We start from the raw sequence: 25,768 nt of genomic DNA, 5'->3' as shown, positions 1-25,768 counted from the left end.
CTTAATTGATGTTGTTTCGATGTAGACAGGATGTCCCTGCCCAAGAGTTTTAGAGGCTGTCCTCGCGACGACGCTTACGTAGGGTCATCATTCCTGCTCCCACCAGAAGCAGAGCAGCAATCATTTGCAGCACACCGCCAAATTCGCCCATACCGGTTCGCACCAGTCGCGCCACTGTAGCGACGACGTCTGTTTCGATCGTTGGTGTGTATGTCGATTCGACGTATTGTCCGAAGATGTCACGGATTTGATAAGGAATAGGAATTGCTGATCCAACAAAGTTGTTGACCGGAGTGAAGACAATCAGGTTGTATGCTCCTGATGCGGTCAGTGTCGACGCAAGGATCTGCTTGTTTCCACCCAGTCCCGCTGCAAGCACAACGCCATCGGCAGCTTCAACGGTATAGGTGCCATCACGGGTCACAACGGGAGAGGTTACCCAACCTCGGGTTTCATAGTCCCAAATCTTGAGGTAAGTGTTGTCGAAGACAACGCCGGTGGAAGGGTCATCATTCATGATGATGGCCTTTGACTGCGGCTGGTTGATTGCACCGCGAGTGACGTCTGGCGAAGCGGCGGGCTTGGGGAAGAACACCTTTGGGTAATAGGTCGTGGTTACCCAGCGACCGAACTCATCCTGCAGCTTGTAACTAATGGGGGTGATGTCAGCCTCAAGACCCATGTAAACGCCGTTCTCATAGACAGCGTGGAGACGAGAGTTTTGGTACGTGTTGCCATTCGCTACAAGATCCAGACGCAGTGTCTCAACAAGTGCATCCAAGTCTGGAGTGAATGTAATGGTGTCACCTTCGAAGCGGAAAGTACCTTCACCCGCAACAGGAACAGATGGACTGTTGACGGCCTGGTTAGTTGCAGGGTCAATGAGCTTCAAGGTTGAAGGAATCAATCGAGTACCAGTAGCAGCATCATTGCCCAAGACCTGTTGACGCTGAGGTGCATCTGCAGGACCACGAGAGTAATCAGGAGCAGCAACTGGGTTGGGGAAGTACACACGAGGAGTGTACGAGGCAGTCACAACACGACCGTTGACATCCCTGAGCTGATACATGATGGGAGGAACAGTGGCCTCGAGACCGATGACAGTAACACCGTCAGTGTCGAAGATTTCAATGAGTCGAGTGCGGTCAGCCAAGATGGTCTCAACAAAATCATCTGCTGGAGTGAAGGTGATCGTGTTACCTGAGAAGGTAAAGGTACCTTCACCTGCCAAGGTCACAGTGGGTTCAGCCAAGAGCTGCTGCGTAGTGGGGTGGCGTAGCTGCAGGGTTGATGGAACCAAGTTGGCACCCTGGACGTTGTCGTTCTCCAGCACATTCTTGGACTGTGGCGCATCTGCAGGACCACGCGAAGTGTCAGGTGAGACCACAGGTCCGTCAACGACCGTGGGTGAGTATGTTTCAGAAACGGTACGCCCCAGAGTGTCTGTCACGGTGTAGGTCACTGATGGTGCCACTCCTACGTAGTTGAACACGGGGGTAAAGATCACGAACCCTGGGTGCTGCGGATCCAGTGCGTAGCTACCCACGTTTGCCACAGTAACCACATTGTTTGCCACTGAGCAGTTCGTGGAAACGGTGCAGGTAAGCAGAATCGACGAAGGAACGAACGTGATGGCATTGCTTGACGTTGTGTCTCCTTCTAGGAGGTCCACAGTCTGAGGGTTGTTCTTAGTTCCAACCGAGGTTTCAGGATCTGCGGTGAGACCTGCAGGTGCTGTCACCGTGGGTGTGTAAGTTGTCGAAACTGACTGACCCATCGAGTCAGAGACCTGGTAGGTCACGGGAGTGGCAGTTCCTGAATAGTTCGTCACAGGTGTGAAAACGATGCTGGAACCAGAGATTGAGTAAGTACCTTCGTTTGCAATCGTCACTGGGGACGTTCCGAAGGTTCCAGTAGAGGGGTTGCGCAGCTTCAACGTGCTCGCAGAAAGTGGGGTGCCGGTCAGTGACTGATCGTTGGCCAAAACAGTCTGTGACTGTGGTTCGTTGAATGCTCCAGTTGAGGTATCTGGCGAAGCAGTGGGCAGCCCAACTACAGATGGGGTAATCACAGCAGAAACAATCTGGCCATCCGCGTCAGCGACCTGGTAGGTCACAGGCTCGGTAGCAACACCTGTGAAATCAGCGTCGGGGTTGAATGTGACAACACCAGTTGAAGGGTTCACGGTGTACACGCCATCAGCTGTTGTCAACGAGGTTGCATTACAGTTCGGGGCAACCTGGTTCGTTGAGCAGAGTTTCACCGTTGCAGGAACAAAAGCAGCGTTGGTCGACGTCGACTTCACATCATTAGCCAACACATCAATGACCTGGTTTACGTCATTGAGTCCGACAGCAGGAGTGTCATTGACTGCCGTTGGAGGCGTCTTCACAATTGGCGTGTAGGTCGATGACGCTTCTTGGCCGAACTGGTCTTCCACTGTGTATGGAAGTGCAGCAGGAGTACCGGTGAAGTTTGCTGTTGGGGTAAAGGTGATGACACCGGTTGCGGCAACTACATAAGTTCCCACGTTGGCAACAGTCACTGTGGTTGCCGAGCAGTTCGGTGCTGTCTCTGATCCAGTACATAGCTTCACGCTGGCAACGTTGAGGGTCACACCAGCAGCAGCGCTGTCGTTAGTGGTGAGGTTGATGGATTGCGGAGCACCCTTGAAACCAGAAGTGGTGTCAGGTGATGCTGTGGGACCTGCGGGCATCGCAACACTGGGGGTATAGGTAGTGGTTGCCAGCTGGCCAAGTGAGTCAGCAATCTGGTACGTCACTGGTGCTGCAGTTCCGACAAAGTCGGTGTTCGGCATGAACTGCACCTGGCCAGAAACGATGCTGTAGACACCATCAGCAAGAGTGACGGGTGTGGTCACAAATGCGCCAGCGCCAGAGTTAGCAGCTGGATCAAACAGCTTCACAGTAGAAGCAGCAATTGCAGTTCCTGTGCTGGAAGTGTCATTGGTGAAAACCGTCTTGAGCTGTGCAGTGTTGAGCGCACCAGAAGAGGTATCTGGTGATGCAACAGGACCTGCCGGTGGCGTAATCGTCGGAGTGTAGGTCGTTGAAGCTGAGGCGCCAAAGTTATCCGTGATTTGGTAGGTCACGGGAGCAGGAGTTCCCGCGTAGCCGTTCACAGGCGTGAAGACAATGTTGGATCCGGAGATGGAGTACGTACCAACATTGTTGATGGTGACAGGAGAAGTTCCGAAGGTATTGGTTGCAGGATCACGAAGCTTCAAAGTTGCGGTCACAAATGTTGTGCCAGCACCTGCGGTGTCGTTGGTGAGAACCGCCTTGGTCTGTGCCTGGTTGAACGGACCTGTCGTGGTGTCTGGTGTGACGGTGGGGAGTCCCACAACCGAAGGAGTAATGACGGCAGAAACTACTTGGCCATCAACATCTGAGACTTGGTAGCTCACGGGGACAGTCACGACCGTGTTCAAGGATGCAGCGGGATCGAACGTCACAACACCTGTTGAAGGATCAACGCTGTACACGCCGTCAACGGTGGTCAGAGTCGTTGCAGTACACAGCGGCGCAACCTGTGCAGGGTTCGTTGTGGGATCACAGAGTTTGACAGAAGTGGCATCAAAAGCTGCATTAGTTGAAGGCGACTTAATGTCATTGGTAAGTACCGCAATGACCTGGTTCACATCGTGAGCACCGGTTGCAGGGGTGTCATCGATGGCATCTGGCGGCGACTTCACGGTTGGCGTGTAAGTCGAAGCTGCTTCCTGACCGAACTGATCCTCAACCGTATATGGAAGTGCAGCTGGAGTGCCGGTGTAGGTAGGTGTCGGCGTGAAGGTCATGACACCAGTGTTTGAAACGGCGTAGGTTCCAACACCCGTAACAGTCACTGTTGTCGCAGTACACGCAGGTGCTGTTTCACCAGCTGCACAGAGCTTGACCGAAGCAACATTCAAATCAACATCAACACGTGAAGCCGAATCATTAGTCAACAAGTTCGTGGTCTGAACAACGTTGATGAAGTTAGAAGTGGTATCTGGCTGTGCAGTTGGACCAGCAGGCATTGGCACAGTAGGTGTGTATGTGGTGGTGTCTGTACGACCGAGCGAGTCAGCAATCTGATAGGTAATGGGATCCGCAGTGCCGACGTAGTCGTTGTTAGGCATGAACTGAATCTGACCAGAAACAATCGAGTACGTACCCTGTGGAACCGTCACTGGAGTGGTGACATAGGCACCAGCACCAGAGTTTGCGGCAGGGTCAAAGAGCTTGATCGTCGAAGCCTGAATTGCAGTACCCGTCAACGAATCATCGTTCGCAACAACGTTGAACGACTGAGCAACGTTGAAACCGCCTGTTGAGGTATCTGGATCTGCGTTAGGACCTGCAGGAGGCTGAACAGTGGGCGTGTAGGTCGCTGTGACCGACTGGTTCAGTGAGTCAGTGACTTGGTAGGTCACAGGGGTCGCGGTACCGGTGTAGTTCAACTCAGGGGTGAACTTGATCTGTCCTGAAACAATTGAGTACGTACCTTCACCTGCGATCACGACATCAGCAGTACTGAAAGTTCCGGTTGAAGGGTTGCGCAGCTTCAAGGTGTTTGAGTTGAGCGGGGTACCTGTGTTCGAGCTGTCATCAGCCATGACGTTCTCAGTCTGTGGTTGGTTGAACGCACCGGTAGAGGTGTCGTTCACCGCGACAGGCATACCAACAACGGAAGGTGTAATGACGGCAGATACAACTTGACCGTCAGTATCAGCCACCTGGTAGGAAACAGGTACTGCAACGACGCCAGCGAGACTGGAAACAGGATCAAAGGTGACAACACCGGTTGACGGGTTGACGGTGTAAGTACCGTCAGCGGTAGTCAGCGTGGTGAGGGTGCACAAAGGTGCAACCTGAACAGGGTTTGATGCTGGGTTACAGAGCTTGACTGTCGCAGGAGCGAAAGGTGCCTGTGTATCTGGCGACACAACATCATTCGCCAAAATGTCGATGACCTGGTTCACGTCCTGAGCACCTGTTGCTGGGGTGTCATTGATGGCATCAGGTGGGGAGATGACAGTTGGTGTGTAGGTCGTCGTTGCTGTTTGACCCAAAGAGTCAGCGATTTGGTAGGTAACCGCTGCTGCAGTTCCGGTGAAGCCAGCATCAGGTACGAAACGAATCTGACCAGAAACGATGCTGTACACGCCATCTGCCAAGGTCACAGGAGTCGTCACATACGTGCTGGTAGCTGTATCAAACAGTTTCACTGTGGAAGCTGAGATTGCAGTACCAGTGTTTGACGTGTCGTTGGTGACCACAGTCTTGAACTGAGGAACATCAATCCAGTCAGAGGTTGTGTCAGGAACAGCAGTAGGTCCGGCAGGCATGGCAACGGTTGGTGTGTAAGTTGCAGTGTCAGTGCGGCCGAGTGAATCAGCGATCTCGTAGGTCACTGGAGTAGCTGTACCGGTGAAGCCAAGTACTGGGGTAAACCTAATGTCGCCGTTGACGATCGAGTAGGTGCCCTGGTTCGGAACAACAACATCAGAGGTGGAACACACTGAGTTCACACAGAGCTTGAGGGTCGAGGCCTGGATGGCGGTTCCCGTGAGGGAAGTGTCATCGGCAACAGCGTTAGCAACCTGAGCAGTGTTGTAAGGACCGGTTGAGGTGTCATCCACAGCAGTTGGACCAGCAGGGGGCTGAACAGTTGGTGTGTAGGTCGCAGTAACGGACTGTCCCATAGAGTCAGTGACCTGGTAGGTAACTGGAGTAGCTGTGCCGGTGTAGTTCAGCTCAGGAGTGAACTTAATCTGGCCGTTGTCCAGCTTGTATGTACCCTGACCAGAAATTACAACATCAGCAGTACCGAAAGTTCCGGTTGAAGGGTTGCGCAGCTTCAAGGTGTTTGAGTTGAGCGGGGTTCCCGTGTTGGAGCTGTCATCAGCCAAGACATTCTCAGTCTGGGGCTGGTTGAATGCACCCGTTGAGGTGTCGTTCACCGCAACCGGTAGGCCGACAACAGAAGGTGTGATGACGGCGGTAACAACCTGGCCATCAGTGTCCGCAACCTGGTAGGTCACAGGCTCTGTAGCAACACCTGTGAAGTCAGAGTCAGGGTTGAAGGTGACAACACCGGTGGTGGGGTTCACGGTGTAAACACCATCAGCAGTGGTCAATGAAGTTGCAGAACAGCTCGGAGCAGCCTGAGCTGGGCTAGTTGAAGGGTCACACAACTTCACTGTGGTGGGAGCGAACGCAGCGTTGGTGGAAGGTGACTTAATGTCATTAGCTAAGACATCGATGATCTGGTTGACGTCATTCAAGCCAATGGCAGGAGTGTCATCGATAGCGTCTGGCGGAGACTTCACAGTCGGGGTGTAAGTCGAAGACGCTTCCTGACCGAACTGATCCTCAACCGTATATGGAAGTGCAGCAGGAGTGCCGGTGTAGTTCAATGCAGGGGTGAAGGTCATGATGCCAGTGTTGGAAACTGCGTAAGTTCCAACACCAGAAACAGTCACTGTTGTCGCACTACATGCAGGAGCAGTTTCACCAGCTGCGCAGAGCTTGACTGAAGCAACATTCAAATCAACATCAACACGTGAAGCGGCGTCATTCGCCAGCAGATCCTTCGTCTGCACAACATTGATGAAGTTAGAAGTGGTGTCTGGCTGTGCAGTGGGACCAGCAGGGGTAGGAACTGTTGGGGTGTAAGTAGTGGTGTCCGTGCGACCAAGCGAGTCAGCAATTTGGTAGGTCACTGGATCTGCCGTGCCGACATAGTCGTTGTTGGGCATGAATTGGATCTCACCAGAAACGATTGAGTAGGTGCCCTGTGGGACAGAAACTGGAGAGGTGACATACGCACCAGCACCAGAGTTCGCGGCAGGGTCAAAGAGCTTGATCGTCGAAGCCTGAATTGCTGTTCCAGTCAACGAGTCATCGTTCGCAACCACATTGAAGGACTGCGCAGCATTGAAAGCACCTGTTGAGGTATCAGGATCTGCGTTAGGACCTGCAGGAGGCTGAACAGTTGGCGTGTAGGTCGCAGTGACCGACTGCCCAGCAGAGTCTGTGACCTGGTAGGTGACAGGATCTGCAGTTCCTGAGTAGTTCAGAACAGGGGTGAAGGTGATCTGACCGTTGTCGAGCTTGTAGGTACCTTGGTTAGCCACAACAACATCTGCAGTTCCACAGGTTCCAGAAACACAAAGCTTCAACGTGTTTGAGTTGAGAGCAGTACCCGTGTTGGAGCTGTCATCAGCCATGACGTTCTCAGTCTGAGGCTGGTTGAAGGCGCCAGTTGAAGTGTCATTCACCGCAACAGGGAGCGCAAGAACCGAAGGAGTAATCACAGCGGCAACAACCTGGCCGTCAACATCTGCAACCTGGTAGGTCACAGGCTCGGTCGCAACACCGGTGAAGTCGGAATCAGGGTTGAACGTCACCACACCCGTAGTGGGGTTCACAGTGTAAACACCATCCGCAGTAGTGAGGGAAGTTTCAACACAGTTCGGAGCAACCTGAGCAGGGTTAGTTGAAGGGTCACACAACTTCACCGTGGTCGGTGCGAAAGCTGCGTTCGTGGAAGGAGACTTCACATCATTGGTCAGAACGTTGATGTTCTGGTTAGTGTCGTTGAGGCCAACTGGTGGAGTGTCATCAATAGCGTCGGGTGGTGACTTCACAGTCGGGGTGTACGTCGAAGCCGCTTCCTGGCCGAACTGATCCTCAACGGTGTAAGGAAGTGCGGCAGGAGTACCGGTGAAGTTAGCTTCAGGAGTGAAGGTCATGACACCAGTGTTAGAGACAGCGTAAGTACCAACACCAGAAACAGTCACTGTTGTTGCAGTACAGTTCGGAGCCACTTCAGGAGTCGAAGCAGAAACATTACAGAGCTTGACTGAAGCAACGTTCAAATCAACATCAACGCGAGAAGCCTCATCATTGGTGAGCAAGTTGATGCTCTGAGCAACACCAATGAATCCAGATGTGGTGTCTGGGTCAGCATTGGGACCAGCAGGGGTGGGGACTGTTGGGGTGTAGGTGGTGGTGTCCGTGCGACCCAATGAGTCTGCGATTTGGTAGGTCACTGGATCTGCCGTGCCCACATAGTCGTTGTTGGGCGTGAACTGAATCTGACCAGAAACAATCGAGTACTCACCCTGAGGAACCGTCACGGGAGTAGTGACGTAAGCACCCGCACCAGAGTTTGCGGCAGGGTCATAGAGCTTGATGGTCGAAGCCTGGATAGCAGTGCCCGTCAACGAGTCATCGTTCGCAACCACATTGAAGGACTGAGCTGCATTGAAGGCGCCCGTTGAGGTGTCAGGGTCAGCGTTGGGACCAGCTGGTGGGTTGACCGTTGGTGTGTAAGTAGCAGTGACGGACTGGCCCATTGAATCCGTTACCTGATAGGTCACGGGGGTTGCCGTGCCGGTGTAGTTCAGCTCAGGAGTGAACTTAATCTGGCCATTCACGATTGAGTAAGTGCCTTGACCGGCAACAACAACATCTGCGGTTGAACACGTACCGGAAACACAGAGCTTCAATGTTGAGGAGCTCAGCGGGGTGCCGGTGAAGGAGTTGTCATCTGCCATGACGTTCTCTGTCTGCGGCTGGTTGAATGCACCTGTTGAGGTGTCGTTGACCGCGGTGGGTGGACCAACGACAGAAGGAGTGATGACTGCCGAGACAATCTGGCCATCCACGTCAGCTACTTGGTAGCTGACAGGAACAGTGACAACGCCCTGGAGTGACGCAAGAGGATCAAAGGTAACCACACCAGTAGTTGGGTTGACTGTGTAAGTGCCATCAGCTGTGGTCAACGACGTCAAAGTACAGTTCGGTGCAACCTGAACAAGGTTCGATGCTGGGTTACAGAGCTTGACCGTGGTGGGATCAAACGCTGCGCTGGTCGAGGGTGACACAACATCATTAGCCAGAACATCAATGTTCTGGTTGGTATCGTGCAGACCAACAGCTGGAGTGTCATCAATTGCGTCTGGTGGTGAGATGACGGTGGGCGTGTAAGTAGTGGTTGCGGTCTGACCCAAGGAGTCAGCAACTTGGTAGGTCACAGGAGCTGCAGTGCCGACAAAGTTGGTGGTGGGCACGAACTGAATCTGGCCACCCACGATGCTGTACGTACCGTTTGCCAGAGTTACAGGTGTGGTGACATACGTGCTGGTTGCGGGATCAAACAGCTTGATGGTCGAAGCCTGAATTGCAGTGCCGGTGCGAGAGACGTCATCGGGGATGACGTTCTCAGTCTGGGTCTGGTTGATCCAGCCAGAAGAGGTGTCAGCAACAGCAGTTGGTGCCGCAGGCATGGAAACTGTGGGTGTGTAGATCGCAGTGTCCGTGCGGCCGAGCGAGTCAGCGATTTCATAGGTCACTGGGTTTGCTGCGCCGGTGAAGCCAAGCACAGGAGTGAACTGAATGTCACCGTTGACGATGGAATACGTTCCCTCGCCAGGAATCACAACGTCAGAGGTCGAGCACACTGAGTTCACACAGAGCTTCAAAGTCGATGACTGAATGGCGGTCCCGGTCAACGAGGTGTCATCAGCGACAGCATTCGCAACCTGAGCAGTGTTGTATGGACCAGTGGATGTGTCATCAACAGCGGTTGGGCCGGCGGGTGGCTGCACAGTTGGGGTGTAGGTCGCGGTAACCGACTGGCCCAATGAGTCTGTGACTTGGTAGGTCACAGGAGTCGCTGTACCCGAGTAGTTGAGCACAGGAGTAAAGGTGATCTGGCCGTTGTCCAGCTTGTAGGTTCCCTGGTTCGCCACAACGACATCGGCAGTTCCACAGGTTCCCGAAACACACAGCTTCAAAGTGGAGGAACTCAGAGGCGTGCCGGTGTTTGAGCTGTCGTCTGCCATGACGTTTTCAGTTTGTGGCTGGTTGAAAGGACCGGTTGAGGTGTCATTCACTGCAACAGGAAGACCGGCAACCGAGGGCGTGACAACAGCTGAAACTACTTGACCTTGAACATCTGCCACCTGGTAACGAACAGGCTCAGTCACTGTTCCGACCAGGTCAGAGTCAGGGTTGAAGGTGACCACACCCGTGGTGGGATCGACGGTGTAGACACCGTCAGCGGTGGTAAGTGTTGTCTGCGAACAGTTGGGTGCTGTCTCGTTTGATGCACAGAGCTTCACCGTGGTGGGATCGAAAGCTGCGTTCGTTGAAGGTGACTTGGTGTCATTGGTGAGCAGGTTGATGACCTGGTTCACATCATTAGCACCCTGGGCAGGGACATCGTTCGTTGCAACCGGTGGTGCCTGGATAGTTGGTGTGTAGGTGGCCGTTGCAACCTGGTTGTAGGTGTCCTTGACGATGTAAGGCAAAGCCGCTGGAGTACCCACGTAGTTGAGAGCAGGGGTAAAGGTCACCACTCCAGAGGAGTTGACGGCGTAGGTTCCCACACCGGAAACAGTGACGGATGTCGCAGTACAGTTCGGAGCAACTTCAGGAGTAGATGCCGAGACGTTACAGAGCTTCACAGAAGCAATGTTGAGGGCGTCTCCCCCAGCAGCACTGTCATTGGTCAACAGGTTCTTGGTCTGGGCAACGTTAATGAAGCCTGAAGACGTGTCATTGACAGCAGTCGGTGGCGCAGGAAGAGCAACAGTTGGCGTGTAGGTCGAGGTATCAGTCTGACCCACAGAGTCTGTAATTTCGTATGTCACACCAGTTGCGGGGCCAGTGAAGCCAGCAACTGGGGTGAATTCGATCGAGCCATCAGGCTTGATCGAATAAGTACCTTCACCAGGCACGGTCACATCTGCGCTAGAGCACGTGCCAGAAACACAGAGCTTGACTGTCGACGCTGCAACAGGAGTTCCCGTGTTGGAGGTGTCGTTCGCAACTACGTTCTTAGACTGGGGCTGGTTGAACGCACCAGTTGACGTGTCTGGGTTTGCTACCGGTGGCGCCGGTGGCGCAATGGTGGGTGTGTAGGTTGCGGTAACGGACTGGTTGAGCGAGTCAGTTACTTGATAGGTAACCGGAGTTGGCGTTCCTGCGTAACCGTTGACTGGGGTGAAGACAATTGACGCACCAGAAATTGTGTAGGTTCCCTGGTTAGCAATAGTTACTGCAGTGGTTCCGTACTGGCTCGTTGCGGGATCCAGCAACTTGATGGTGGAGGCCGAGAGTGAAGTTCCCGTGTTGGAATTGTCGTTGCCGAGAATGCTCTGGCTCTGTGGCTGGTTGAACGCACCCGTAGAAGTGTCGTTGTTAGCCACAGGAAGTCCCGCAACGGATGGAGTGATGACGGCAGAGACGATCTGTCCGTCAACGTCTGCAACCTGGTAGGTCACAGGAACCGCAACTGTTGAGGCCAGTGATGAAACTGGGTTGAAAGTGACCACACCGGTGGTGGGGTTGACTGTGTACGTACCGTCCACAGTTGTGATTGTTGTGGCGTTACAGTTCGGGGAAATCTGTCCATCTGCGGTGGCGACGTTGTTGTCTGGATCTGGGTTACACAGCTTGACCGTGGTGGGGTCATATGCCGCATTGGTTGCAGGTGACTTGGTGTCGTTGGCAATGACATCAATGATCTGGTTCACATCATTGGCACCCTTTGCTGGGGTGTCATTGTTTGCCACCGGAGGAGCAATCACCGTGGGAGTGTAAGTGGTGGTTGCCGTCTGACCAAGCGAGTCAGCTACCTGGTAGGTCACTGGCGCAGCAGTTCCTACAAAGTTGGTGGTGGGAACGAACTGAATCTGGCCGCCCACGATGCTGTAGGTACCGTTCGCCAAGGTCACTGGTGTGGTGACATACGCACCAGCACCAGAGTTAGCTGCAGGATCGAAGAGCTTCAACGTTGAAGCCTGGATAGCAGTACCCGTGAGAGAGATGTCATCTGGGATGACATTCTCGGTCTGAGTCTTGTTCACCCAGTCAGAAGAGGTGTCTGCAACAGCAGTTGGAGCCGCTGGCATCGACACAGTGGGCGTATAGGTCGCAGTATCGGTGCGACCCAAAGAGTCAGCAATCTCATAGGTGACTGGAGTTGCTGCACCAGTGAAGCCGAGCACTGGAGTGAACTTAATGTCGCCGTTCACGATGCTGTAGGTACCTTGGTTTGGAATCACAACATCAGATGTCGAACAAACCGAGTTCACACAGAGCTTCAGGGTTGATGACTGAATAGCAGTGCCGGTTAGCGACGTGTCATCAGCCACGGCAAGTGCGTATTGAGGAGTGTTATATGCACCAGTTGAGGTGTCATCCACCGCAGTGGGGCCAGCGGGTGGCTGAACTGTTGGAGTGTAGGTCGCCGTGACCGACTGTCCTGCAGAGTCTGTGACTTGGTATGTCACAGGATCTGCAGTTCCTGAGTAGTTCAGAACTGGGGTGAACTTGATCTGGCCGTTCTCAATTGAGTATGTTCCCTGACCTGCAATAGTCACGTTAGAGGTGGAACACGTGCCAGAGACACAGAGCTTCAACGTGTTTGAGTTGAGAGCAGTACCCGTGTTGGAGCTGTCATCAGCCATGACATTCTCGATCTGTGGCTGGTTGAAAGCACCGGTTGAGGTGTCATTCACGGCAACAGGCAAAGCCAGCACAGATGGGGTGATAACGGCGGTAACAGCTTGGTTGTCAGCATCCTTGACCTGATAGGTCACAGGCTCAGTCGCAACACCGGTGAAGTCGGCATCAGGGTTGAACGTCACCACACCCGTAGTGGGGTTCACGGTGTAAACACCGTCTGCAGTCGTCAGTGTGGTTGCAGCACAGTTTGGTGATACCTGTGCAGGGGTTGTCGTGGGGTCACAGAAGTTCACGGTGGCTGGAACGAAGGCAGCATTCGTAGAGGGCGACTTCACATCGTTAGCCAGAACATCAATGACTTGGTTCACATCATTGGCACCCACGGCAGGAGTGTCATCGATTGCGTCAGGTGGCGACTTAACTGTAGGTGTGTAGGTCGAGGAAGCAACCTGGTTGAACTGGTCCTTCACGATGTAGGGCAGTGCAGCAGGAGTTCCGGTGTAGTTCAGCGCGGGGGTGAACGTCATCACTCCAGTGTTATCAACACTGTATGTACCCACACCAGTAACGGTCACCGAGGTTGCCGTACAAGCTGGAGCAGTTTCACCTGAAGCACAGAGCTTCACACTTGCAGGGTTGAGGTCTACATCGACGCGGGAAGTCGAATCGTTAGTTAGCAGATTCTTGGTCTGAGCGACGTTGATGAATCCGTTACTGGTATCAGGCGAAGCAGATGGACCAGCAGGTGTTGGCACGGTTGGAGTGTAGGTGGTGTCATCTGTGCGACCCAAAGAGTCGGTGATTTGGTAGGTCACCGGTGCAGCAGTACCCACAAAGTCATTGTTGGGCATAAAGCGGATCTCGCCGTTGACAATGGAATACACACCGTCTGCAAGAGTGACCGGGGTGGTTACCCATCCACCCGTTCCAGAGTTAGCTGCGGGGTCCCATAGCTTGATGGTGGTGTCTTGGATTGCTGTGCCGGTGTAGGAGATGTCGTTAATTACAGCATTTATGGATTGTGCTGCGTTGAAAGGACCTGTTGACGTGTCAGGTTCAGCAGTGGGGAGAGCAGGCGCAGTAACACTGGTGGTAAGGACGGCATTGGCAACCTGGCCGTCAACATCAGTTACTTGGTAGCGAACAGGAACTGTCACTACACCCGTGAAGTCAAGGCGAGGAGTAAACGCGACGACACCCCTTGAGGTGTCCACTGCATAGGTGCCATCTGCTGTGGTGAGAGACGTGAGGGTGCAGTTCGGTGCAGTCTCAGGTGGGGCCGTGGCAGGGTTGCACAACAGCACCGTTGTGGTGTCAAAAGCAGCGTTGGTATCTGGCGAGACAGTGTCGTTACTGAGAACAGGGATGACCTGAGTCACGCCATACGCACCTGCTGCAGGTGTGTCATTTGTTGCAGTTGGTGGGGCCAGAACTGTTGGAGTGTAGGTAGAGGTTGCAACCTGACCGAACTCATCCTTGACCGTGTAGGTCAATGCAGGAGGAATGCCTACATAGTTAGCCTCTGGGGTAAATGTAATAACCCCGTTAGTTACTGAATAGGTTCCCACGTTTGGAATGGTGAGGGATGTCGAAGAACACTCCTGCAGTACCACAGCAGTTGCACTGGGTGAAGGTGTCGCAGTGGAGCTCGTTCCTGCAGCACACAACTTCACACTTGTGGCAAGCAGATCCACATTAGGTGCAGCAGAGTCATCTGCCAGTAAGTCAATGCTCTGAACTACACCCTTGAAGCCTGAAGTGGTGTCTAGGTTCGCAGTAGGTGCAGCAGGATATTGAACCGTTGGGGTGATCGTTGCAAAGTCAGTCTGTCCGACTGTGTCAGCTGCGACATAGGTAATAGCTGTTTGAACAGTTCCCACGAACGTTGGGAGTGGATCAAAGCTCACTTCACCTGTGTTGGGGTCAACTGTGTAGGTTCCCTCATTAGGGACTGTAATTGTGGTCGCAGTACACGTCGGTGGTGTTTGACTCTGATCTCCAGCAGTTGCAGGGTCATCTAGAGCACAAAGCTTGATGGAAGAGTGAACGAGCTGAGCACTTGGGTCACCCACCTGGTCATTTGCAAACACGTCAATAACCTGAGTGGTGTCGTACGCATCAGTGTTGGTGTCGTTGGCGAAGTTGGGGCGCAAAGGAACAACAGGTGTGAGTGTGCTGGTCGTGGACTGGCCCGTGATGTCGGTGACCTGATACGTCACTGCTGTCTTTGTGCCATCAGTGATTCCAGGAACAGCAACGAATGTCACAACACCGGTTGCAGCGTTCAAAGTGAACGTACCCTCACCCGCAATGGTGACGATGCCGTCAGCATCACAGGTAGTGGTGTTCGGGGTGAACAAACAGGTTTTGTCTGCACCTGTTGTTTGCAAATCTGCACCGGTGGCCAAACCATTAGCCCCCGTGATGGTTGTGAAGGAAGCAGTTCCACCTGGAAGTACGCTCACACGTTCTGCGGTAGCGGCTATTGCAGGATCAGAAACGGTAGGAGTAATGGTGGCGAAGGCCAACTGACCCAGCGAATCTGCAACCGAGTAGCGAACAGGGGTTGCGACCTGTCCTGTGAAAGTCGCCTCAGGGTTGAACGTCACGTCGCCAGTAGTTGCGTTGACAGAGTAGACACCTTCTCCGGGAACGGTGACTTGAGTAAGAGCACAAATTTGTGACTCATTGACGTTCGCTGTCGCAACGTCATCAGTCAGCGCACACAGCTTGATTGAGTTGGCAACGAGAGGTGCTGAAGAGTTACCAGGGCTGTCATTTGTGGTGAGCGTGTAGCTCTGGTTGGTGTCGTATGCGCTGGTCTGGGCATCGTTAGTTGCCTCAGGTACTGGCGGGACAACCGGAGTCAGGGTGCTGGTTGCGTTCTGGCCAGCAAGGTCTGTCACGCGGTAGGTGACAGCAGTCTTTGTTCCAGGCTGAAGACCTGACACAGCTGCAAACGTTGCGATACCGGTTGCCTGATCCATCGTCCAGGTTCCTTCACTGGCGATGGTCAAGGTCGTGACACAGGTCAAGCCGTCCACAAAGCAAGGGCCTTGTGTGGCACCCAGTTGAAGACCTGTACCCGTAGCAAGCGGCGTAGTGCCTATGACGTTGTTGAAACTCACGCTTGTTCCGGGGAGAACAGTAAGCGACTCAGGGGTGGCCTCGGGAGCCGGTGGGTTACGGACAATGGGATTGATGGTCGAGGTCAGTGGCCGGCCGAGAATATCTACAGCCTGGTAGCTCACCGGAGTAGCAGTTCCATAGAAGTTGCTATCGGGAGTGAAGGTCACACTGCCGTCAGCGTTCACGGTGTAAACACCCTGGTTCGCAACAGTCAATGAGGTCTGGTTACAGTTTGGAGAAGTTTCGGAAGGCCCACACAACTTGATCGAGAGTGGGTCAATGTCAGCTGTTTTGCCGTTGAGGGTTCCTGCTGTGTCATTAGAGGTAGGAGTGTAGGTCTGAGCAACGTTGAAGTTTGATGTGATGGATTCACTGGTTGCTGTGGGCAGCGGTGGAGCGACAACCGTAGGAGTAATTGTCGAGACAGCTGCGCGGCCAAAGATGTCCTGAATCGAGTATTCGACGGGATCCGCAGTGCCCTTGAAAGTTGGCAGAGGGTTGAAGGTTACAGTGCCAATTACGTTGCCACTGCCATCGAGGTTGACGGTGTAAGTTCCCTGCCCAGGGATGACAAGCTCACCCAAGGTGCAGTTCAGCGACTCATCAACGGTGGGGGTCGCAGGATCATCGAGCGCACACAGGCGCAGGGTTGAATCAACAAACGTAGCTGCGACTGCGCCTGGGTTGTCGTTAGGGATCGGCGGGATGACTTGGTTGACGTCATAGTCATCCGAAGAAGTGTCAGGATCTGCCGTTGGGACAGGGGGCATTCCCACTGTGGGTGTGATTGTTGCACTCACCGTGCGGAGCAAGACGTCGCGTACCTGGTACGTCACTGGTGTCGCTGTGCCGGTGAAGGTGGGCAGAGGGTTGAACGTGACAGTGCCATCAGAGTTGACGGTGTACGTTCCCTCGTTAGGAACTGTCAGGCTGGTCTGGTCGCAGGTGTTGGGTGTCTGAGTTGGGCCGCAGAGCTTGAGAGTGTTCAGAACAAACGAAGCGGTGGGGTTGTCATTAACCAGCGGAGAAATTGTCTGGTTAGTGTCATATGCGCCAGACGAGGTGTCGTTCTGGGGAGCAGTTGCGTTGGGTGCAGCAACGGTAGGGGTAATCAGTGCATTGACAATGTTTCCCAAGTCGTCTGCTGCTTGGTAGCGGACAGGCTCTGTTACCGTACCGCTGAATTCTGGAAGCGGGTTGAAGGTCACAGTGCCGTCAACGTTGACGGTATAAGTTCCGTCTGCTGTGGTGACCGAGGTCTTGTCGCAGTTGTTGGGAGTTTGGACAGGGTTATTGCCACACAGAGTCAGCGATCCAAGCGGGTGACCGGTCTCGATGATGTCGTTTCCGAAAGGGCTGATGGTCTGGTTCGTGTCGTAGGCACCTGAAGAGGTGTCATCAACTGCCGCGACGACAACTGGAGTGATTGTTGAGGAGGCCACCTGCAGTAGTGAGTCTGTTGCGGCGTATGTGACCGGAGTTGCCGTACCTGTGAAAGTCGCTGTTGGGACAAAGGAAACCGTTCCGTCATTGTTGACGGTGTAGGTACCTTCGTTTGCAACGGTCAAAGTGGTCAGTGAACAATCTGCCCCAGTTTCGCCGGTGTCACAAAGTTTGATCGAAGAAGTCGTCAGCGCATAACCCGATGCCACAGTGTCATTGGTCAGTGGAGTAATCGTCTGAGTCGCACCCTTTGCGCCAATGTTGCGGTTGGGCTCCGCAACAGGTGCTGGGATAACTCGCGGCGTCAGGGTCGACGAGGCAGCCTGACCGAGGTTGTCCTCCACGATGTAGTGAACGGGAGTTGCGTAGCCAGTGAAGTTCGACAGCGGGAAGAAGGAAACTGTTCCATCAGCATTGGCTACGTAGTTACCTTCACCCGCAATGGTGATGATGCTTTCTGTACAGCTCGGAGCTGTTTCACTAGGGCCACACAACTTAGTAGTTGCAGGAACGAGTTGGTATCCGCTTGCAGCCGAGTCGCCTGCGATCGCGTTCAGTGACTGCTGGCGGCCTTGGGCGCCAATTTGAGTATTCGGTGCAGCTGTGGGCTTAGGAATAACAATCGGTGTGATGTTCGAAGAGGTGACCTGGTTCAGGGAATCTTTTGCCTGGTAGGTGATTGGTGTTGCTGTGCCTGTGAAGTTGGGAAGAGGGTCAAACTCGACAACACCTGTGACGGAGTTGACCGTATACGCGCCTTCACCTGCAACAGTGAGCGACGTTGCAGAACAGGTTGGGGGAGACTGCGCTGGGGAAAGATCACAAAGTTTGAGAGTCGACTTAATCAAGTCATAGCCAGTGGCATCTGTGTCATTTGCCAAGGGCGTGTAGGCCTGGAGTCGATCTTGGGGAGCCGTGATGGTGTCAGGAGCTGCAACAGGAGCTGCAATAACTGTGGGGGTGATTGTTGCTGACTTTGTCTGCGGCGTTGGGCTGGTATCCGTCACCTGATACTTCACTGCAGCAGCAGTACCAGTGAAAGTAGGAAGTGGATCAAAGGTCACAGTTCCGTCTGCATTGACGGTGTACGTACCCTGATCGGCAACAGTCAAGGTGGTGAGGTTACAGTTTGGAGCTGTCTGCAAGGGGCTGATGCCACACAGCTTAAGGGAGCCCACGGTCACAGGGTATGCAGGATCAAACTGGTCATTTTCGAGGGGCGAAATGACTTGGTTAATGTCTTGACCATTGAGCGAAGTGTCATTGACCAGAACAGGTAGCGATTGGGCAGATGCCGCAATGACCAATGAGTAATCCTCAACCTCACCGGATCCCACCTTGCTGGTGGGGAAGATGAGGGGGTCATAGCTCAAACGCAAGCGTGCATAAGTAAGACCTGGTTCGACATCGTTGGGAACAGTCCAGACGATATTTGCCGTGGTTGCTCCAGCCTGAGGACTTGGTGCACAGGCACGTTCACCTGCATTGAAGGTGTTATTGCGGTTGAAGTCGATCCAGCCACAGAGGTATGCGCCCTGCTCTACTCCTTGAAGTGAGACGGGAACAGTAATCGTTTGACCGATATTCCCCGTTGAAATGGAAGGCCAAGATGTGACACCGTCGTCGGCTCCATCAGGAATGGCGCTTCCCAAAGCAACAGCATCCGCATTGGTGTTCGCATACAAAGTCGCGGTTTGGTCAGCGGTGACGACACTACCCATTTTCAGAGCACTAATGGCGTGGGATGCGACTGAACCCTGCTCGTAAACGTTGGGAGCGAGACCGAAGTCTTCACTCACGCTGGCAGTCAAGTTCCATGCGTCTTCGTTACCTGCATCACCTCCGCCAGCACCAGAGTTAGCTTGGTTGACCTTGAAGGAAACCGAAGTAACTGTTCCGTTGATTTGGAGAGATCCACAAACTGCAGGGTAAGGCGTTCCGTGACAGCTCACATCAGGAGATTGACCAGGGAATGGGCCAATGTAAGTTCCACCGTTAGTGATGTTCAAGTTGGTACCGCTCAAACCCGTGATGGTAACTCCTGGAGTCAGCAACTGGAGTTCAGACCACGAAATACCGTTGGCGCGACCACCCAAACCTGCAAAAGAGATGATGGGGTTGGTCATGGGCTTGCTGAAGCTGATGGTCAAAGTTCCACGGTTCTCACAAAGAACGTTCGCAAGACAGCCATTGTTTGACGTCCAGAGTCGAACACCGGGTTCGGTGACGAGACCAACAGAAGTGAAGTCACTGGCCTGTCCTCCACGCTGACTGAGGGACTCAGCTACGGAGTCGATACAGAGCATGGATCCTGTGACCGCAACAGTATAGGTAATACCGTTAGGAAGAAGTTTGGATCGAGCACTGTCTGTGTAGGTACCGCCTTGGAAAGAACATGCACTTCCTTGGGTTGTGAATCCCCACGTGTTTGTTCCTGTTTGATTATCCAAGTTGTAGGAAACAGCATCGTTACCGGCGATATCCTGCACAGCAAGATTGGTGGTGTCACGTGTCGCCGGTGGCGCTGTATAGATAACACTCACACGGTCAGTTGAAAGAACTGAATTTGGCAGCGTCAACAAAATCTGGGTACCGCTCACACTGACAGCAGTAGGGGTCACTTGATCTCCCCCAACGAAAACGGTGTAAGCAGAAAGTGGAGCAGTCGTTGACGAAAGTTGCTCACCGTAAGTAATGGTGACCTGCGTGCCTGAGACGGTGAGGGACTGTGCTGCTGGGGGAACAACGTCAGGCCCCACGATGGAATTATTTGTGACTGCTTGATCGGTAAGAGCTGCCGCATCATTACCCGTAGGGTCTTGAATCGCTGCGTTTGTCTGCCCTGCATCAGCAGTTGGTGCGGTGTAGGTGACCGTAATGGGCTTGAGTGCTTCCATTGCAGCAGCAAGGGTCAAAATGACCTTGTCTCCGCTCACTACGGAAGAGACGATGAGACGGGATGTCCCATCTTCTTTCACGATGAAAGAACCCACACCAGCAGCGGTTGCAGAGAGAGCCTCGCTATAAGTCAGTGTCAGGATCTTTCCAGTGCTGTCAAGAACAGCACTTGAGAGAGAAGGGGCTGTAACGTCAGGCACGACAGTGGAGTTATTTGTAATAGCCACATTGGTCAGCGCAAGAGCATCATTACCGGCAGCATCTTGAATGGCTGGGTTGGTCCAGCCATTGGAGAGCGACGGTGGCGTGTAGCTGACGGTGGCTACTTCGCCGGCCCCAATAGGTGCCGACAGAGTAAGAACCATGTTGGTTCCACTGAGAGCGGCGGATGAAATGACCTTGTTTACCCCACCGACGGAGACAGTGAAGGCACCTACACCCGCAGTAGCACTAGCGAGAAGTGCCTCGTCATAAGCAAGGGTCAAGATTTTTCCTGTGGCATCTACCGTTGCTGAAGAGAGAGTTGGAGCTTGAGAATCGGGGATCTGCGTCGAGTTGTTAGTGACGGGGAAGTTGGTAAACGGGAGCATGTTTACGCTCGTAGCGTCCATCAAGGTGCCGGGGGTAAACGCAAGTTTCACCACTCGGTTACTAGTGATGATGGAGCTGAAGTTCACAGTCCAGGTCAGACCAGACATCATGTTGTAGCCAGAGGGCGAGATTTCCACACCGTCGACAGTAAAGACCAAACCTGCCGTGCTGTAACTGTTTATTTGTTCGCTGAAGGTCAAGGTTGCTGACGTACCTGCGGCGTTAATCACTGCCGCAACAACCTTGGGCGGGCCCTGTGCTGAATTGTTAGTGATTTCTCTCGCAGGCAAACTTAATGCGTCCTGGCCGGAAACATCTTGAATCGCGACGTTCGCCGTCGTGGTGTCTACGGCTGGTGCGGCGTAGGCAACAGTGACAGAAGGGTCAGACCATTGAATGGTCGAGCCAAGGGTCAAGGTCACTGCGGAACCTGCAACAGCAACACCAGTAACCGAGACCGATGTCGAGCCTCTCATCACGGTGAACATTCCAGCTGTTGGCTTGACCCCGGCGGTAAGCAGGAGTGCTTCGTCATAAGTGAGGGTCAGGGAGGTCCCCGAGGCGCCCACTACGGCAGAAGTCAGTCGTGGGGGTGTGAGGTCAGCAGTTGAGTTGTTGGTCACTGCAGTAGCTGAGATGGAGAGCGTGTCTTTTCCAGAGAGATCCTGTAACGCTGAGTTTGCCGTCGTTGAATCATCCGCAGGTGCGGTGTAAGCAACTGTTACCGCAGTCGCCTTTTCGATGGGGCTTGCCATTGTCAGTTCAACAGTGGATCCCACGACGAGAACAGAACTCACTGCGATGTCCACGCCGGCAACATTGACAGTAAATGCTCCCGCCGTGGCCGTTGTGGCGGCCAATGCTTCACTCATGGTCAAGGTGAGCTTGAGCCCGGAGGAACTGACCGCACTCGATAAGAGAGAGGGCGGCAACGTGTCAACAGTTGAGTTATTGGTGACGGCAACGTTGTTTGACGCAATTGAGTCGTTACCAGTGGCGTCTTGGACAGCAGCATTGGTTGGCGACAGGTCTACTGCGGGAGGCAGGTAGCTCACAGTGACAGGAATGTCATGCTGAACCAGTTCAGGCAGAGTGAAAATCAGCTGGCTGACGTTAATCGACAACGCCGTGGGAACAACCGTCACACCACCCACTTTGATGGTGAATGCGGAGATGTCTGCCGATGTCGAGTTGAGTGCTTCGCCATAGAAGACCGTCAGCGTAGTTCCTGCTGTGTTCACTTCAGCAGAGGTCAAAACTGGTGCTGTGATGTCTGCGTTTGAATTGTTCGTTACTGTCGCAAGACTGAGTCCTGCAGCGTCATTTCCAGCGGTATCTTGAATCGCCGCATTCGACGTTGCGGTGTTTGCAGTAGGTGCGGAATACGTCACCTTGACTGATTGGCTGACGCCGACGCGCGAGGGCAAGGTCAAGACCACAGTGCTACCGCTCACGACGACAGAGCTGGGAATGATAGAGGTGGAGCCGGCGAGAACGCTAAAGGCACTTGCCAGTGCGGTAGATGGATTGAGCGCTTCGTTGTAGGTCAGCGTCAGAGTTGTACCTGCCGCGTCAACTTCTGCTGATGAGAGAACAGGGCCGACAATATCCACTGTGGAGTTGTTGGTCGCGACGACATTAGACAAGTTGGCAGAGTCGTTTCCAGCTGTGTCTTGAATCGCAATGTTGTTGGTGAATACACCGTTGCTATCTCGCGAGAACGGGGCATAGCTCGTCAGGGTCACAGCTTGACCGATTGAAACCAGTGGGGCTGCCAGTGTCAAAATGACGTCTGATCCACTGATTGCGATGGAGGACACCGTGCGAACTGAGCCGCCGACGCTCACCGCAAAAAGGTTACGTCCGTTGAGGTCGGTTGCTGTCAAAGCTTCGTTGTAGTGCAGAACCAGGGTAGATCCTGCACCAGGGATCTCTACGGACTGAAGGATTGGCGCAGTGCGGTCGAGTGTTGAGTTGTTTGTAACTGCGGTGAGCGGGATAGCAAGTGCATCGTTACCCGAGGGGTCTTGAATAGCAAAGTTGTTAGTTGCTGAACTATCTGCAGGCGCAACGTATTTGAATTTGACTGTCTGGCCAGAACCAACTGTGACAGTTGACGTAATAGGGAAGGTAACTGTACTTCCACTAGCAGTAGGGTTTGTCAGTGCCGTCGCCGTGGTGCTGCCGTTGATGTAAATAAAAGCATCTACATACTGGGCAGTTGTTGTGCTGAGTGTCTCATTGAACGTGAGGACCAGATTTTTACCATCTGCAGAAATCGCCGATGAGACCAAGGTTGGTCGAACGACATCCGCAGATGAATTATTAGTCGCCGTGACCGGACCAAAGCTCGCAGCATCATTACCGGCAGCGTCTTGGAATGCATAGTTTGCCGTGCTCGAGTTGTTTGCCGTGGGTGCAACATATGTTGCGGTTACTGTCTGCCCCGAGCCAATTTTGTTGGTCATTGTGTAGGTATATGTTTTACCGGCAGCAGTTGCGTTGCTAAATGACGCCGCCGTTCCATTAACCAAAAAGCTCAGCATCGCGGCAGTTGGGTTCCAACCATTGGTCGCAATGTTTTCGTTGAAAGTAAAGACAATAGCTGTGCCTGCAGCATTGACATCAGCTGAAACCAAGGTCGGAGCAGTCTGGTCAACTGTTGATGCATTAGAAGAAACGACAAGGTTGCTAAAGGAACCAGCATCATAACCAAGAGACGTGCCTGCGGCATCCTGGATTGCCTTGTTCGTATCTGCAGAGTTATTGGCTGGGGCAGTATAGGAAACTGTTGCTGTCATACCCGCCCCGATTGCTGAGGAAAGGTTCAACGTAACTGTCGCACCAGACGGAGTATTAACAGAACTCACTGTTACAGGTGAACCATTGTTAGTGACCGTGAAAGCAGAGGTGGGAATTGGAGTACAGTTTCCGCTGCTACACAGGGTCTCATTGAAAGTCAAAACTACTGAGGTTCCCGCAGTTGAAGTTACTGCAGCAGAAACCACGTAGGGCGCCGAAGAGTTGTTCGTCACCGAAGTGGCAGGAACGGCCAAGAGGTCATACCCGTTTGAATCTTGAATTGCGGCATTGGCTTTACCAAAGTCGTAGGCCATTGGTGGGTTATACGCAACAGTTACAGCCTGTCCCGTGCCAGCGGCATTGTCTAACGTAAGGACGATGGTTGATGCAGACGCGCTTACAGCCGTTACAGGTATCAATCGACCTGCACTCAGCACAGTGAATGCAGAACCCGATGAGACTGTTGAACTCATTGCCTGGCTCATCGTTAAGGTGAGGACAGTTCCTTTGACGTCGAGTGATCCACTTGTCAGGGTTGGAATTGCAGAGCCATTGCTTGTGATCGCTGAAGTGGGGATGCTGTATAGGTCGGTACCGTTTGCATCTTGGACTGCGGCGTTAGTTGTGGCCCCGTCATAAACAGGTGCGTTATAGGCCACAGTGATGTTCGCGGGTAGAACCGCCTTGGGTACAGGATTGGTCAAGGTCAGAATTACTGTTTTGGTCGTTCCGGGGGAAGACACGGAAGCCACGACGTTTTCAACACCATTGACCATCACCGTGAAGGCAGACGCTGGGGCAGTGGTTGCTGACACGTTAGGAGTTGTTGTCATTGTCAGTGTCAGCAACTTACCTGAAGCATCAATTGCAGCAGATGCGTACTTGATGTTTGCTGAACTGTTTGCTGTGAGAGCTAAGCCGGTAAAGCTCAGTACATCGTTTCCAGAGGCATCTTGAATAGCAGCATTGCCCAATGCAGTGTCATAAGTAGGAGCTGTGTAATCAAGGGTTACTGAGGCGGCGGTCGCAGTTGAGGGTACAGGCTGAGCCAAGGTCACAACTACGGTCGATCCAGTAGCTGCAACGCCAGAAATTGGATAGGTGGTTCCGCCCACTTTTACAACAAAAGCAGATTTATCTGCAGTGGTAACAGTCACTGCTTTACTCAACGTCAGGGTCAGCACTTTACCTGTTGTATCTACGGCTAATGTCGACTGCTTGATGTAGCTGGAGCTATTTGTCGTCACACCTGTGAAGCTGAAACTCCGTATGTCATTACCGTTGGTATCTTGAATCGCTGCATTGCCCAACGCCTTGTTATAGGTCGGTTCTGTATAAGTAACCACCACGGATGCTCCGGCAAGGATGGGCAAGCCCAACGTAAGCGTTGCCACCGCGTTCGCGCCTGTAGATGTCACTGTGTTTACCGGGATATTTTGACCGTTACTCGTGACGGTGAAGGCAGAAGGTGGAGCGGTGATTGCTGTCACCGTCGCACTCATCGTCAGAGCAAGAATTTTTCCGGTTGCATCCACTGTGGAAGACGAATACCTAATGTAGGAAGACAAACCACCGGATACCGGGAACTCGACAAGTGGGACTGCGTCATAGCCCACGGTTCCTGAAGTCACATCCTGCAGAGCAAAGTTTGTAGCCGCTAATTCAAAAGCCGGCGGATTGTAGGAAAGTTTGAGGGTTGTGGTCGAGGGGAAACCCTCTGCAAGAGTGAGGTTGATTTTTGTGAGGGTCGTCGCATCCCTAGCAACAGATGAAACGGTAACCGGGGTTGTTCCGTTCATAACGGTGAAAGCCGATGGTGGTGCAACTGTTGAACTCATGTTTTCTGCATAGGTCAAAACAATGACATTTCCAGCAGCGGTCAGCGCGGCAGTATTCAAATGTGGAACCGAACTACTGTTAGTAACTGCCTTTGCCGTGAAGAGGGCAGCATCCACACCAGCTGTGTCTTGGATAGCGTTGTTTGCCAAGGTGTTGTCCACCGCAGGCGGGGTGTAAGAAACAGTTGTCGTGCTTCCTGCCTCGATCGGCTTCGCAAGAGTCAAAATCAGCGTGGCTCCGCTGATTGCAACATTTGTCACCTCGACCGATGGCCCCACTGGGGTAGTCGTTCCCGGAGCTGCCGTGAGGACAGAAAAACTGCTTGGTAGGGGGCCGGGTGAACCCAACTGAGTTGTACCCATTGTTATGGTGAGGGTCTCACCTGTGGCGTTGAGCGCAGCGGCAGTCCAAACAGGCGCCGCAGCAGAAGCACTGTTAGGAAGCGTGAACGCCACCAAGCTCGCAGCAAGCATTACAAATGCGGTGAAAGCATGCGTGAATTTCTGCCGCCTGCGTTTCGCTAGCCATGCTTTTGAACGCGTCCACGGATCAATTCCGCGGAGCTTTGAAGCGGGCAT

The 25,768-nt window shown here is 53.3% G+C and carries 1 protein-coding gene; it reads right to left on the bottom strand.

Going from position 1 to position 25,768, the window contains the following annotated elements; genetic code table 11:
• Nucleotides 1-49: 49 nt before the first annotated feature.
• Nucleotides 50-25,768 (bottom strand): Ig-like domain-containing protein, encoded by a 25,719-nt coding sequence (locus M2118_RS00105; protein WP_280793943.1) that lies wholly within the window; start codon nucleotides 25,766-25,768, stop codon nucleotides 50-52.

Origin of the sequence: Aurantimicrobium minutum (assembly GCF_029892845.1) — a bacterium.
Taxonomy (GTDB): Bacteria; Actinomycetota; Actinomycetes; order Actinomycetales; family Microbacteriaceae; genus Aurantimicrobium; species Aurantimicrobium minutum_B.
This window is presented reverse-complemented; position numbering and strand designations above follow the sequence as displayed.